Consider the following 15,183-nt stretch of genomic DNA (forward strand, 5'->3'; position numbering starts at 1 on the left):
GATTACGCCTCCGGCATCCGGTAGAGAATGGCGTTGATAATTGCAGCGGCCACGTTACTGCCACCTTTGCGGCCGAGTGCGGCGATACACGGCAGAGAACTCTCCGCCAGGGCATCTTTGGATTCTGCCGCACCGACAAAACCGACCGGCACACCGACAACAGCAACCGGTTTTTCAGTATGTTCCAGCACGCGGAACAGGGCTGTCGGCGCATTCCCGAAAACAAAAATTTTCTCGCCCGGTTCCTGCATGGCGATATCCACTGCTGCCATGGAGCGGGTCATCTGCTGCTCTTTGGCGGCGGCGACCACACGCGGATCGCTGATGTAGCAGCGGCACTCTGAGCCGTATTTCGCCAGACGGGTTTTGTTAATCCCGGACAGTGCCATTGTGGTATCGGTATAAATAGTGCAGCCGCGCATAATGCCGTCACGGAGGGTTTCAATCACACCATCAGAAAAGTGCAGAATATCCAGCCAGTCAAAATCGGCAGTGGTATGGATAGCGCGTTTGATAATCGCCGCATGGTCATCACTGACAAAACGGTATTCCGGACGTGTTTCGCGGATAATGTCATCGATGATCAGAAAACTGTTTTTTTCGATTTCCTGCGGCTGTTGTATGTAACTCATAATTTTCCCTTACAAAATCCACTGTGCCAGAAGATGAATGACGGCAAATAACGCCAGTGCGGCTGAAGAGGCAACCCACATCAGCCGGATGGTTTTGAGAATATCGTCTGCATTGATGTCGCGGGTGTGGTCACCGATCCACGGTTTATCAACCAACTGCCCGAAATAGGTATTCGGCCCGCCCAGGCGCACACCCAGCGCCCCGGCGACCGTCGCTTCGGACCAGCCGCTGTTCGGACTGCGGTGATTCGCGTGATCACGTAACCCGGTGCGGTAAGCGTCCCGGTAACGGTATTTCAGAACAAAGGCGGCGAAAGTGAATAAAAGCCAGCTCAGACGCGCCGGGATATAGTTGGCGACATCATCCGCACGGGCGGAAAACATGCCGATGTCGCCGTACTTTTCATTTTTATAGCCGACCATCGAATCCAGGGTATTCACGGCCTTATAGGCCATCGCCAGCGGAGCGCCGCCCAGTAATAAGAAGAACAGCGGGGCGATGACACCGTCGGTGGTATTTTCCGCCACGGTTTCGGTCACGGCGCGGGTGATTTGCGGTGGTGTCAGTTCCCGCGTATCGCGCCCGACTATCCATGATAATTTTTCACGACTCTCTGCAAGGTCATCCGCTTTCAGCGCGTCATACACCCGCATTGCCGCATCCTGAAGACAGCGGGTGGCAAGCGCGGTATACGTCATCCAGACAGTCACGAGCCAGCCGAGACTGGTTTCCAGATAAAACGCCAGCGCCAGCACACCGTAACTTACCGCCCAGGTGCCGCCGGCGATCACTATCCACAATACGGCTCCGCCCCGGCGCAGTGCCGCGCCACTCTGACAGCGGCGGCGGATCATACCTTCGGTTTTACGGATGGCATTACCAATCCAGCGGATCGGGTGCGGCCAGTGCTCCGGGTCACCGAGGCGCCAGTCGAGCAGGAATGCGATCAGCCAGCTGAGCAGTGTCATAACACGCTCCGCGCCAGAGCAAACCAGTGATCCAATAACCCCGGGCGCTGGGCAAAATGCACATGCAGATACCCGGCAAAGGTATTACCGGCCTGATAACCGCCGTGCCAGCGTTTGAGGATTTCACCGTCGCGCTCTTTGACAAATTCAAAAGCCGGCGGCAGATCAGTGACAAAATCAGAATAATGGAACTCATGGCCGCGCAGGCGTTCACCGGTACGGACCAGTGTGGTGTCTGTCAGGGCAGTGCCTTCGCAGTAACCAAAGCGTTTCAGGCGGTTACCCATGGTGCTGTGCCCGGCGATGATACCGGTCATCGGGAAGGTATTGCCGCTGCTGTCTGTCAGTGTTTCACCGAGGTACATCAGCCCGCCGCACTCCGCATAAACAGGAATACCGCGCTGATGTGCCGCCAGCAGTGCGTTCCGCATGGCGGTGTTAGATGAAAGTTTTTCAGCATAGACTTCCGGATAACCGCCGCCGATGTAAATCATATGGCAGGGATCAGGCAGGGCGCGGTCATTCAGCGGACTGAATGTGACAATTTCCGCGCCGCTCTGACGCAGTAAATCGAGATTATCGGGATAATAGAAGTTAAAGGCGGCATCATCCGCCACCGCGACGGTCAGTCCGCGTCCGGCATCCGGAGTGGCCAGCGGCAGCGGCGTGCTCTCTGCCGGTGCCTGCCAGTGTGTCAGGGAAAGCAGCTTATCCACATCAACGGTTTTTTCTATCTGATCGGCCAGACGCTGCCAGCGCTCTGTCTGTTGTGCCTGTTCCTGCGGCGGGATCAGTCCCAGATGACGGGAAGGAAGTTCAATATCGTTCATTACCGGCACGTAACCGATCACCGGCACATGGCAGTAGTGTTCAATGGCGTGTTTCAGGAGCTGAAAATGGCTGTCACTGTTAACGCGGTTAATCAGTACCCCGGCGATATTCAGTGACGGATCAAAATGCTGAAATCCCATCACCGTGGCAGCAATAGAAGTGGAAACCGCTTTGCCGTCGACCAGCATAATGACCGGGCAGTCCAGCTGTTTTGCCATCGCTGCGGTGCTGCAATAGTGCGGGTCGGTGCCGAAGCCGTCATACAGCCCCATCACGCCCTCAATCACACCGGCGTCTTTGTCCTGCATATAGTGGCGGAATTGCGGGGTCAGAACAGACTCCGGCAGCATAAAGGCATCCAGGTTGCGGGAAGGCACGCCGGTGACGGCGGTATGCCAGCTGCTGTCGAGGTAATCCGGACCGACTTTGCAGGGCTGGACCCGCAGTCCGCGTGCACTCAGTGCCCGCATGATCCCGAGGGTAATCGTGGTTTTTCCGCAACCGCTGCTGGTGCCCGCGATCACGAAAACCTGTTTTTGTGCCTTATTCATACGCTACCTTTGACACGGTGTTGTTGCCAAAAAAACGTCCTGAGACCAGGAAAGCAAAAAAGGTTAATCAGATTAACCCGGTTAACTGTCTTTTTATTTTCATGATCATAAGCAGTACGAAATATTGCAGAACGGCAACATGAAAATCTTATGATCATTTAATTAACATTGCCGATTTTTGATATAGTAATTTTTTTGCGGCTATTTATATTTGTTTTTAATAAAACATAAAATGCTGTTTTTATATATCTGCTTATTACAGATTGTGAGTTTCTTCACATAAATACTTGATTTGTGATCAAGATAAATAAAAAGCAACTATTTTATTTTTATAAACATATGCAAATATGTTAATTAAATGATCTTGTTTTTATTATTTGTTAATGATAATTTCCAATATAGCGATTGTCTTGTTACGTATAATAACCTGTTTTTATGAGGTAAATGTAAAAAATCAATCATTTCAGTCTGTTGGAAGTGATTGTTATACTTGATTTTTTTTCATGAACTCTTCCGTTGTGTGAACGTATTATTGGGATATCAGTCATATATTTTTTTCTGTAATTATTTAATAATGCAAAATATTAAACAGAATTGTTTTTATTACGTATTTATCGTGAATAGATCAAAGAATAAAGTTCGTGGGTAATTAATACTGCTGTACAACGACAAAACATCATTAATAAATAGTGCTTTTTATCGCCACCAGGTATTGTGCATAACTAATAAAATGATGTGATTTTTTCATATTGATTAATCTGATTGATAAGGCAATAAAATGAGCAAAGGTAAAGTATGGCTGGTCGGAGCCGGACCCGGAGATGCATCATTAATTACCGTAAAGGGACTTCACTGTATACGTCATGCCGAAGTGCTGGTGCATGATCGTCTTGTCAATCCTGAGTTGATCGCCTGTGCCCCGGCTGACTGCAGAATTATAAATGTCGGTAAAACGCCGAATCACCATCCGGTGCCGCAGGAAGAAATCAATGCCATCCTGGTAAAATATGCCGCAGAAGGTAAAAATGTGGTGCGCCTGAAAGGCGGCGACCCGTATGTGTTCGGGCGCGGCGGCGAAGAAGCCGAATCCCTGGCGGAGAACGGCCTAGATTTTGAGGTTATTCCCGGTATCAGTTCTTCTATCGGCGGACTGGCGTATGCGGGCATTCCGGTCACTCACCGCGATCACGCATCAAGCTTCCATGTGGTTACCGGTCATATGTGTCAGGGGAATGAGCCGCAGAACTGGAATGCACTGGCTGCCCTTAACGGCACACTGGTTATCCTGATGGGAATGACCCGTCTGGCTGAAATCAGTCAGTTGCTGATCGACGGCGGAAAATCACCGGATACGCCGGCAGCCGTGGTGATGTATGCCAGCCAGCAGCGTCAGCAGGTGGTCACGGCCACCCTCGCCACATTACCGGAAGAAGCGGCGCGCCATAAATTACATCCGCCGGCGCTGATTGTCGTCGGCAATGTGGTGAATCTGCACCAGATTCTGGCATTTGCCGCCACACAAATTGATATTACGCAGGAAGCGCCATTAGAAGCTGCGTCATAGTATTATCCTTAAAATAATAAGCATCCGGCTGTATGCAGGTGATTCTGTGTGCAGCCCTTACATTTGGAGGAGGCTATGAGCGAACACGGTGGTAATGTGGTAGAGGTGGCTGAGCTCCTCGGGATCTCACCCGCATCTATCTTCGATTTCAGTGCCAATATTAATCCGCTGGGGCCGCCCGAGAGGGTTAAAGCCATCATCCGCGACAATCTGTCTGTTATTGAACGTTACCCGGATATTGAATACCGCTATCTGCATGCCGCACTGGCCCGTGGCGCGGGATGTGAGCTCGGGCAGGTCATTGCCGGTAACGGAGAGACAGAACTGATTTACTCACTGGTGCGTCATCTCAATCCGCACTGTGCATTATTATTAACCCCCGGATTTGCCGAATACCGCAGAGCACTGGAACAGCAGGGCTGCGATATTATTGAACACGCCCTGACAGAAGAAAATGATTTTCAGCCGGATGAATCCCTGCTGGCGGATATTGAAGCCCGCCGCCCGGACTGCGTCTTTATTGCCACGCCGAATAACCCGACCGGCCTGATGCCGGATACCGCGCTGCTGCACAAACTGGTATCACTGTGCGAATCCCGCCATATTCATCTGATTGTTGATGAAGCCTTTATTGATTTTATGCCGGAAGGATCACCGCTGACAGCGCGTCTGCCGGAAACCCGCTACCTTTATCTGTTACGGTCACTGACCAAATTCTTTGCGATCCCGGGTCTGCGTCTCGGCTATCTGCTGTGCGGTGACAGCCATATCATCAGCAATCTGAAAGCCTGGCGTGAGCCGTGGACGATCAACGGCCTGGCTGCGCTGGTGGGTGAGGTGCTGCTGGATGATGAAAACTATATCCGCAAAACTCAGGACTTTATTGCCGTACAGCGGGAATATCTGTGCAATGAACTGCGGCAGTTCCCGCTGCTGAAAATCCGGCAGCCGGTGGCGAACTATATCTTTATCCGCTGCCTTAACGGTGTGGAACTTCAGTCTGCCCTGCTCAAATATAAGCTGCTGATCCGCCGCTGTCAGAATTACCCGGGGCTGGATGGCTCTTACTACCGGATCGCTGTCCGCAGTCAGGCGGAAAACCGTCATCTTATCGGCGCATTAAAACAGGTATTTCAACATGGCTGAGGCACATTGTCCGGCATCCTGCGGAGAGCTGTTGCAGGGATGGGTACTCGGGGGCGAAAAACTGGTTTCCTGTCCCATCAACTGGTACAGCTATGTTTCTGTGGAAGAGGGCGTACCGCTGGGACTGGAGCGGCCCCGTATGCGGCAGATGCTTGAGCGGGTGCTGAAACATCTGGATATCGTGCCGGAAGCCACCGGTATGCTGCGGATCGAATATGAATCCACCATCCCTGTCGGCAAAGGGCTGGCCAGCAGTACGGCGGATATTGCGGCCACCGCTCAGGCGACCGCGCGTTTTTACGGCCATGAATTATCACCGGAAACCCTTGCCGAACTGTGCGTGGCGGTTGAACCGACAGACAGCACACTGTTTTCCTCCCTGACGCTGTTTGACCACCAGACCGCTCAGACTCAGATATCACTCGGCTGGGCGCCGGATCTGAAACTGCTGCTGCTGGAAAGCCCGGATGTGGTGCTGACCGAGGATTTCCACAAACGTGACCGCCGGGCCACCCTGCTGGCACGGGAACCCCTGCTTGCTCAGGCCTGGAAACAGCTTACCGCTGCCTGTGAGCAGCATGACCCGCAGCGCCTGGGCGAGGCGGCCACTCTGAGCGCGATCGCCAGTCAGGATCTGCTGCCCAAACCCGGTTTCAGCGAACTGCACGCCCTCGCAGATAAAGGAAAAATCTACGGCCTGAATGTCGCACACAGCGGCAGCGTGGCAGGGCTTATCTATGATGACACCCTGCACGACAAAGATTTTATTTATAACTGGATACAACGGCATCAGCTGGACAGATTCTACCCTCAGGTGCATGAGGTGAGTATGACGCGGGGCGGCGTCCGCTAATACTCTCCCATCTGCGTCATTCTTCAATCCGCAGCCGTGTTGGCTGCACTCAATAAACCGGGTCACATACTGGTGTATGCTCCCCGGTTTCTTTCGTTTGCCGCCTTGCTGCAAATTGAATAATTTAGCAGATGACCTCCGCGCTGATTTTTTCAAGGATCTTGCTGCCGGGCTGAATGATTTTGAGTATTTCCATCCACAGCCAAAGTAAAAGGCAGATAAGCGGCAAAGAGACGAAAAGCATGCGCGTCATGGATGACGCGCCTGAGCGCACAGGGAGGTGTTTACAGCGACTTTTCGTTTTGCCGGTTATCAGCCACGGCCCCGGTGCTGAGTATTTCCTTCTCTTTATTAATAGCAAACGTCCGAGCTGTAAATGGCTGAGAAACGAAAAGCATGCGCGTCACGGATGACGCGCCTGAGCGCACAGGGAAGTGTTCACAGCGACTTTTCGTTTTGCCGGTTATCAGCCCCGGCTCAAGTGCTGAGTATTCCGCCTTCTTTATTAACAACAGACGTCGGGGCAGGAATTCGCATCATTCTATCCGCAGCAAAAATAAAAGGCAGATAACCAGCAGAGAGACGAAAAGCATGCGCGTCACAGATGACGCGCCTGAGCGCACAGGGAAGTGTTCACAGCGACTTTTCATTTTGCCGGTTATCAGCCACGGCCCCGGTGCTGAGTATTTCCTTCTCTTTATTAATAGCAAACGTCCGAGCTGTAAAAGGCTGAGAAACGAAAAGCATGCGCGTCACGGATGACGCGCCTGAGCGCACAGGGAAGTGTTTACAGCAACTTTTTGTTTTGCCGGTTATCAGCCCTGTCCCCGGTGCTGAGTATTTCCCTCCTTTATTTACCGCGCGGCACCACAAAGTACGCGCCGCTTTGCTGCGTCCCGGCAACGGGCAGGATATGATTCAGACAACTGATTCTGACGCTGTCTGCAAAGGAGACACTATGCTGCGTTATCCGCTGTTTTGTGATTTACAGGGAAAGACCTGCCTGGTTGTGGGGGGAGGGGAAGTCGCCGCTCATAAATGCCGCACGTTGTTACAGGCCGGGGCCCATGTCACCGTCATTGCGCCCGGTTTCCACGGTGATTTCACCGCACTGGCGGAAAATCCTCACCTGACCCTGACAGAAGCTGCCTTTGATGCGGCACTGTGGCCGCAGGCGTGCTGGCTGGTGTTTGCCGCCACCGACTCGCCGGAAATCAATCAGCAGGTGCTGGAACAGGCCAATGCCCGCCACTGCTTCTGCAACGTCATTGACGCGCCGGAAAGCGCCTCATTTATCTCTCCGGCCACCATTGATGTGCCGCCGGTTCAGATTGCGCTGACCTGCGGCGGAAATCCTGTCTATACGCAGTTCCTGAAGCATCGTGTTATGCAGGCCATACCGGCAGATGCTCCGGTTAAACTGCGGGCTGCGGCACGGCTGCGTGAACAGGTGAAAGCCACCCCGGCCTCCCGGGATGCCAAACGACTGTTCTGGCAGAAATTCTTTACCGATACCGCCCTGGAACAACTCCTGCCGCTGGAAGATGATGAACTGCTGACAGATTATCTCAATTATCTGCTGGCGCAGTTTACCGAAGAGCACGGAACCCGCTGAAAAAATAAAACTCCGGAGTCGTAATAGCGGTTCCGGGGTAATTATGTGAGCTGAATGGCTTATTTCAGTGTCATAATAACAAAAGTAAATCAGCAGAATTATCATATTAATAATAAAGCATTTACTTTTTTGTATCATTTGATTTTTTATTTATCTGTGGCATCTCGTTACATACTTAAATAAGATGCGCGTCACACTATTTCGTCATTATTTATCAAAATATATTCATATGGAATATACTATAAAATATAGTTTAAACATTAAAAATTAATTGCTATTTATATTGACTTTAATAATATAACAATGATCACAAAATCAGGATTGATTTATTTATCATTAGGTTTAAATAATTGTTAATTAAAGTTTTTGTTTGTTGTTTTTAATGGTATTTAATTGATTTTAAAGGGAATTTAAGTGTGATCTGCATCTTGTTTTATCCTTCACTTAAAACCATTCCGTTTTTGCAAGATATCCTTACTTTATATCAATTGTTTTTAAACTCCCTGAATTGCACATTATCATCAGTGGAAAGTTAAGGAATTAAATAGGGATGAATACCAGATTTGTACTTAGATACTTTCTTAATTAATACCAAGCGGATTTAACCGGTTTTGTTTTAACTTTAATTCCGAATATTCAGTTTATTTAGAGGTATATCATGCAGAAGCCTACCATTGTTATGGGTGTAATTGGTGCCGATTGCCATGCCGTCGGTAACAAAGTTTTAGATCGCGTGTTTTCTCAGCACAATTTTAATGTGATTAACCTGGGTGTCATGGTCAGCCAGGATGAATATATCGATGCTGCCATTGAAACCGGTGCGCAGGCAATCATTGTTTCTTCTATTTACGGTCACGGTGAAGTGGACTGTTTAGGTATGCGTGATCGCTGCATCGAACGTGGTCTGGGTGACATTCTTCTGTATGTCGGCGGCAACCTGGTTATCGGTAAACAGGAACCGGCTGAAATCGAGAAAAAATTCTGCGACATGGGCTTTAACCGTGTGTTCTTCCCGAACACAGATCTGGAATATGTCTGCGATGTCATGAAAAAAGACATTGAAAAAAGCCCGGCACGTAAAGAAGGAATGACCGCGTAATGATCAACGTCTCGATAGATATCGGTTCAACCTGGACAAAAGGTGCCGTGTTCGACGTGGGAAGTGATGATCATATTGAATTAAAAAATTATGCCCTGACCCCCACGACGATAGAGCATCTGGCAGACGGATTTTTCACTGTACTGAATAAAATCCTCAATGTGTCCGATGCACGTCCTTTACTGGAAGCCGGGAAAGTTAACATTAACTATTCCTCTTCCGCCAAAGGCGGGTTAGCGGTAGCGGCACTGGGTCTGGTTCCGACGATTACCCTTGAGTCAGCAAAAGTTACTGCTCACTCAGCGGGCGCAAAAGTGTCTCAGCACTTTGCGTACAAGCTCAACCGGACTGACATCCGCAAACTCGAACAGACACCCCCGGATATTTTCCTGTTCACCGGCGGGACGGATGGCGGAGATGTCGGATACGGATTACAAAACGCGAAAATGCTGGCGGAATCCGATCTGAACTGCTCCATCATTTATGCGGGTAACCGTGATATTCAGGACGATATTGCTGAGATTCTCGGCCATAAAGAACTGACTGTCGTTGATAACATTTTACCAAGTCTGGATAGTCCGAACCCGTTTGATGCGCGTAAAGCTATCTGTGACATCTTTCTGAAGAAGATTGTGAAGGGCAAGGGACTGGACGTCATTGTTGAACAGACCGGCGAAGAGCCGCGTCCGACACCATTCTCTGTCTTTGAGTTAGTACAGCAAATCCGTGACAACGTTCCCGGCTGGGAAGAGTTTGTGCTGATGGATATGGGTGGCGCAACGACGGATATCTATTCGTCCTGCAACAACAGCTTACTGCCGGATACCATTTTACACGGAATTCCGGAGCCGAAAGTGAAGCGGACTGTGGAAGGTGACCTTGGCATGCGTGTTTCGGCGGTGATCGCCGGTGAGGCAGGCCGTGAATTAGCCGAAGCGCAGTTTGTGAATCATCCGGAGCAGCTGGATGCCTTTTACCGCTACACCCGTTACGTCAATGAGCACCCTGATTACCTGCCGCAGACAGACGAAGAACGTGTTTACGACCATCTGTTAGCCGGGATTTGTGTCGCACTGGGGACTGAACGCCATGCGGGCACAAAACAGCAGGTGACCACCTGTGCAGGTACAGTGGATTTGCAGATTGGCCGTGATTTATCACGGGTCAGAAAAATCATCGGTACCGGCGGCTGGTTGTCGCGGACCGCTGATTTTAACATCAAACAGTATATGCGGTACCGCAAATTCGATAACAAAGGCCGTCAGATTCTGCTGCCGGATGAATTTGAGTACTACCGGGATTCACAAGGGTTACTTCCTCTGTTAGCCAACGTCGCCTGCCGGTATCCGAAAGCAGCAGCTCAGACCGGCGTGCAGATTTTGACCAGATAGCAAGATTATTGGAGCCATTAAATGGAACTGAAGAATAAAAAAATTGCAATCGACGACTTTATGGCCGAGCGCAAAGACGTATTAAAGACCTGGGTGACAGGGAAAGACGTGGAAAACTTTGAAGATGGCGTCAAATATCAGGCGACTATCTCTGAAGATAAAAACTTTGCCAAAAAATTATTCGAAGCTGACCGCGATGGCATCACATTAAGCCAGCCGCGTGCAGGTGTTGCGTTAATCGAAGAGCACATCGAGCTGCTGAAAAAACTGCAGAAAGAGTGTGACCTGCTGCCGACCACTATCGATGCGTATACCCGTCTGAACCGTTATGAAGAAGCGGCTGTCGGTATCCAGAAATCTGTTGAGGCCGGTACCTCTAAACTGAACGGCCTGCCGGTGGTTAACCACGGTGTTGCAGCCTGCCGCCACATCACTGAATCTCTGGATAAACCACTGCAGATCCGTCACGGAACTCCGGATGCACGTCTGCTGTGTGAAATCTCCATGGCGAGTGGTTTCACCAGTTACGAAGGCGGTGGTATCTCTTATAACATCCCTTACGCAAAACGCGTCACCCTGGAAAAATCTATCCGTGACTGGCAGTACTGCGACCGCGTTATCGGTTTATATGAAGAAAACGGTATCCGTATCAACCGCGAACCATTCGGTCCGTTAACCGGTACGCTGATCCCGCCATTTATCTCCCACACTGTGGCTATTATCGAAGGTCTGGTGGCGCTGGAGCAGGGCGTTAAATCCATCACCGTCGGTTACGGTCAGGTCGGTAACTTAGTGCAGGATATCGCGGCAATCCGCTCCCTGCGTGAACTGTCTCATGAATACTTCCGTGCTTACGGCTACGAAGATTATGAACTGAGTACTGTATTCCACCAGTGGATGGGTGGTTTCCCTGAAGATGAATCCCGTGCGGCAGCAGTGATTTCCTGGGGTGCGGCGGTTGCCGGTATGTCCGGTGCAACCAAAGTTATCACCAAATCTCCGCATGAAGCATTCGGTATCCCGACCGCTGAAGCAAACTGCCAGGGTCTGCGTGCCTCTAACCAGATGCTGAACATGGTCCGTGACCAGAAATTCCCGCCGTGCAAAGACGTGGATCTGGAAGTGGAACTGATTAAACGCGAAGTCCGCGCAGTAATGAAGAAAGTCCTTGAACTGGGTAACGGCGATATTGCAGTCGGTACTGTCCGCGCATTCGAAGCCGGTGTTCTGGATATTCCGTTCGCACCTGCGATGTGTAACTCCGGAAAAATGCTGCCTATCCGTGACAACAACGGCGCAATCCGTGTGTTCGATGCAGGCGCGGTTCCGCTGCCGGATGATGTTCTGTCCATGCACCATGATTTCGTTGCGGAGCGTGCCCGCGAAGAGGGTCGTGAAGCTTCATTCCAGATGATTATTGATGATATTAACGCAGTATCTCACAGTAAATTAGTAGGAAGACCATAATGAAAATTAAACAGGCATTGTTCACAGCGGGTAACTCATCTTTCTATTTTGACGACCAGCAGGCTATCAAAGACGGCGCAGGTCACGACGGTTTCGTTTACACCGGTAAGCCGGTCACTCCGGGCTTTACCGCAGTGCGTCAGGCGGGTGAGTGTGTGTCAGTCCAGTTAATCCTGGAAAACGGTTCAGTGGCAATGGGTGACTGTGCCGCGGTTCAGTACTCCGGTGCAGGTGGCCGTGACCCGTTATTCCTGGCGGAAAACTTCATTCCGTTCCTGGAAAAACACATCAAACCGCTGCTGGAAGGCCGTGATGTCAGTGAGTTCCGCAACAACGCTAAGTTCTTCGATGAACTGAAAGTGGAAGGCAAACAACTGCATACCGCTATCCGTTATGGTCTGTCCCAGGCTCTGCTCGACGCCACCGCGCTGGCAAGCAACCGTCTGAAAGCAGAAGTCGTGTGTGACGAATGGCATCTGCCGGTTGTGGCTGACCCGATTCCTCTGTTTGGTCAGAGTGGTGATGACCGCTACAACGCTGTGGACAAAATGATCCTCAAACACGTTGACGTTCTGCCGCACGGCCTTATCAACAACGTGGATGAAAAACTGGGCCGTCAGGGTGAAAAACTGCGCGCTTATGTTGAGTGGCTGGCCAAGCGTATCGTTGAGTTACGCACTGAAGACACTTACAAACCGTCACTGCATATCGACGTTTACGGCACTATCGGTTTAATTTTCGACAAAGATCCGATTCGCTGCGCAGAATATATCGCAAGTCTGCAGGAGCAGGCCGGTGATCTGGAACTGTACATCGAAGGTCCGGTTGACGCAGGTAACAAACCAGACCAGATCCGCCTGATGAAAGGCATTATGGATCACCTGAAAAAACTGGGTTCCAAAGTGAAAATCGTTGCTGACGAATGGTGTAACACCTGTCAGGACATCATCGACTTCACCGATGCCGGCTGCTGCGACATGGTTCAGATCAAAACCCCTGACCTGGGTTCTGTTCACAACATCGCTGACGCGGTGCTGTACTGCCAGAAACACGGTATGGAAGCATACCAGGGCGGTACCTGTAACGAAACCGACGTCAGTGCGCGTACCTGTGTGCATATTGCGATTGCAACACGTCCGATGCGTATGCTGATCAAGCCGGGCATGGGCTTCGATGAAGGTATGAACATCGTTCATAACGAAATGAACCGCACACTGGCTGTACTGAAAGCGAAAGCATAAGGAAGCATTATGTCCAGGACATTTAAAATCCTGTCCCCTACTGCCATCCTGGGGTACGGATTTCCGGAAGAGAGTTTTATGAAGGCGATGGAAGAATCGCCGGATCTTATCGCTGTCGACGCCGGGTCTTCTGACCCAGGTCCTCACTACCTCGGTTCAGGTAAAGCCTTTACCGACCGTGCCGGGGTAAAACGCGACCTGCGCTATATGCTGAAAGCAGGTGTGAAAAACAATATTCCGGTTGTCATCGGTACTGCCGGTGGTTCAGGTGCACAGCCTCATCTGGAATGGTGCCGTGAAATCATTCTGGAACTGGCAAAGGAAGAAGGTCTGTCATTCAAGATGGCCCTGATCCCTGCGGATGTTGAGAAGAAAACGGTTCACGAAGCGCTGGATGCAGGCAAAATCACGCCGCTGGCTTTCGTGCCTGAACTGACGCATGAAGTGATCGACGAAAGTACTTATATCGTTGCTCAGATGGGTGTCGAGCCATTCCAGGAAGCACTGGCCGCCGGTGCGCAGGTTGTGTTGGCCGGTCGTGCTTATGACCCTTGCTGCTTCGCGGCTCTGCCGATTATGAAAGGGTTTGACGAAGGTCTGGCACTGCACTGCGGTAAGATTCTGGAGTGTGCGGCAATCGCAGCCACCCCGGGTTCCGGCTCCGACTGTGCGATGGGTATTATCGACGAAACCGGTTTCACCCTGAAAGCATTCAACCCGATCCGTAAATTTACGGATACCTCAGCAGCGGCTCACACCCTGTATGAGAAATCCAACCCGTATGTATTACCGGGACCGGGCGGCGTGCTGGATCTGAAAGAGTGTAAGTTTGAAGATCTGGGTAACGGACAGGTTCGTGTAACCGGTTCACGCCATGTATCAACACCGTATACCGTTAAACTGGAAGCAGCACGTCCGGTCGGTTACCGCACCATCACTATCGCCGGTACGCATGACCCTATCATGATCGCCGGTATGGATAAGATTCTGGTGGAAGTGCGTAAAAGTGTTGAGAAAAACCTCAGCATCGACCCTGATACCGTGAAAATGAATTTCCATCTGTACGGTAAAAACGGTGTGATGGGTGACGCAGAACCTGAAACTGTCACCAAGAGTTATGAGCTGGGTATTTTACTGGATGTTGTTGCTCCGACTCAGGAGCAGGCGGACAGTATCTGTTCCCTGGCACGTTCCACTATGCTGCACTACGGGTACGATGGCCGTATCGCCACCGCGGGCAACTTAGCCTTCCCGTTCTCTCCGTCGGATATCCGTGCCGGTAAAGTGTATGAGTTCTCCATCTATCATCTGATGGAATACACCCCGGATATTAAATTCCAGTTCCGTATGGAGAATGTAACACCTGAAGGAGTGGCGAAATGAAAAAGTCAATTTTAGAATTAGCCAAAGTTGTGCGTTCTAAAAACTCCGGTCCGTATGAAATTGTGATGGATATTTTATTCAAGGATAAAGAAACTTATACCGCGGTAAAAAATTCAAAACAATTTAATAAAGACTTAGTTGCCGGTCTGTATTGTGTGAAACCTGACTTTATCGATAATATTGTCTGGTTTGACCCGGCGAATGCTGTGAAAATTGTAATGCCGAGACATATTGTTTCTGGTGCTGTCGGAGATACCGATGTTTATGGTGCCCAGCAACACGCGCCTTTATTAAAAATGGAATTTGATATTTAACAATATCAGTCATTCAATATCTCATTAGTACGACAACTCGATGTGGCGTACGGGGCTTTCCTGTACTCCGCATCGATTTCAGAAACAGAAATCGTCATTTTTCTCAGTGTGTTGTATAAATTTATTT

Annotated in this window: 13 protein-coding genes; 10 read left to right on the top strand and 3 right to left on the bottom strand. The window is 50.3% G+C overall.

The genetic code is table 11. The features are described from left to right. Window positions 1–2: 2 nt before the first annotated feature. Genes R5268_RS16845 through R5268_RS16855 form a run of 3 tightly spaced genes read right to left on the bottom strand, consistent with a single transcriptional unit; the run spans window position 3 to window position 2,983 of the window. A complete protein-coding gene (locus R5268_RS16845) occupies window positions 3–632 on the bottom strand; it encodes a cobalt-precorrin-8 methylmutase (RefSeq protein WP_218455045.1) in 630 nt (209 codons plus the stop codon). 9 nt (window positions 633–641) lie between these two features. Next, on the bottom strand, window positions 642–1,601 hold the full coding sequence (gene cbiB, locus R5268_RS16850) for an adenosylcobinamide-phosphate synthase CbiB (protein WP_317419857.1): 960 nt from the start codon (window positions 1,599–1,601) through the stop codon (window positions 642–644). After that, a complete protein-coding gene (locus R5268_RS16855) occupies window positions 1,598–2,983 on the bottom strand; it encodes a cobyrinate a,c-diamide synthase (protein ID WP_317419858.1) in 1,386 nt (461 codons plus the stop codon). Before R5268_RS16855 ends, cbiB begins: the two co-directional genes overlap by 4 nt. 778 nt (window positions 2,984–3,761) lie before the next feature. Here R5268_RS16855 and cobA point away from each other — a divergent pair. The 10 genes from cobA (at window position 3,762) to R5268_RS16905 (ending at window position 15,056) form a co-directional block, all read left to right on the top strand. Then, window positions 3,762–4,547: a uroporphyrinogen-III C-methyltransferase gene (gene cobA, locus R5268_RS16860; RefSeq protein ID WP_046892006.1), complete on the top strand. Its 786-nt coding sequence runs from the start codon at window positions 3,762–3,764 to the stop codon at window positions 4,545–4,547. A gap of 63 nt (window positions 4,548–4,610) precedes the next feature. Beyond that, a complete protein-coding gene (gene cobD, locus R5268_RS16865; RefSeq protein ID WP_282101128.1) occupies window positions 4,611–5,693 on the top strand; it encodes a threonine-phosphate decarboxylase CobD in 1,083 nt (360 codons plus the stop codon). After that, a complete protein-coding gene (locus tag R5268_RS16870; RefSeq protein WP_218455049.1) occupies window positions 5,686–6,546 on the top strand; it encodes a GHMP kinase in 861 nt (286 codons plus the stop codon). Before cobD ends, R5268_RS16870 begins: the two co-directional genes overlap by 8 nt. Before the next feature lie 913 nt (window positions 6,547–7,459). Next, the gene (locus R5268_RS16875) at window positions 7,460–8,161 is read left to right on the top strand and encodes a bifunctional precorrin-2 dehydrogenase/sirohydrochlorin ferrochelatase (RefSeq protein ID WP_317419860.1); all 702 of its coding nucleotides are present in this window, start codon (window positions 7,460–7,462) and stop codon (window positions 8,159–8,161) included. Window positions 8,162–8,819: 658 nt separating this feature from the next. Further along, a complete protein-coding gene (gene glmS / locus R5268_RS16880) occupies window positions 8,820–9,260 on the top strand; it encodes a methylaspartate mutase subunit S (protein ID WP_046892010.1) in 441 nt (146 codons plus the stop codon). Beyond that, entirely contained in the window at window positions 9,260–10,651 is a 1,392-nt protein-coding gene (gene glmL / locus R5268_RS16885; protein ID WP_107679480.1) for a methylaspartate mutase accessory protein GlmL, read from the top strand. Before glmS ends, glmL begins: the two co-directional genes overlap by 1 nt. A 21-nt stretch (window positions 10,652–10,672) precedes the next feature. After that, window positions 10,673–12,118 carry a methylaspartate mutase subunit E gene (locus tag R5268_RS16890; protein ID WP_107679479.1) on the top strand — a complete coding sequence of 482 codons (1,446 nt, stop codon included), beginning with the start codon at window positions 10,673–10,675 and terminating at the stop codon, window positions 12,116–12,118. Further along, entirely contained in the window at window positions 12,118–13,359 is a 1,242-nt protein-coding gene (locus R5268_RS16895) for a methylaspartate ammonia-lyase (protein ID WP_046892013.1), read from the top strand. The genes R5268_RS16890 and R5268_RS16895 overlap by 1 nt, the downstream gene beginning before the upstream one ends. A gap of 9 nt (window positions 13,360–13,368) precedes the next feature. Continuing rightward, the gene (locus R5268_RS16900) at window positions 13,369–14,742 is read left to right on the top strand and encodes an acyclic terpene utilization AtuA family protein (RefSeq protein WP_046892014.1); all 1,374 of its coding nucleotides are present in this window, start codon (window positions 13,369–13,371) and stop codon (window positions 14,740–14,742) included. Continuing rightward, complete coding sequence (locus tag R5268_RS16905; RefSeq protein WP_004236121.1) at window positions 14,739–15,056, top strand: DUF4387 domain-containing protein; 318 nt, start codon at window positions 14,739–14,741, stop codon at window positions 15,054–15,056. The genes R5268_RS16900 and R5268_RS16905 overlap by 4 nt, the downstream gene beginning before the upstream one ends. The last annotated feature ends 127 nt before the right edge of the window (window positions 15,057–15,183 follow it).

The sequence above is a fragment of the Morganella sp. BCCO 40_0007 genome, from assembly GCF_032989665.1.
GTDB classification, from domain to species: domain Bacteria; phylum Pseudomonadota; class Gammaproteobacteria; order Enterobacterales; family Enterobacteriaceae; genus Morganella; species Morganella sibonii.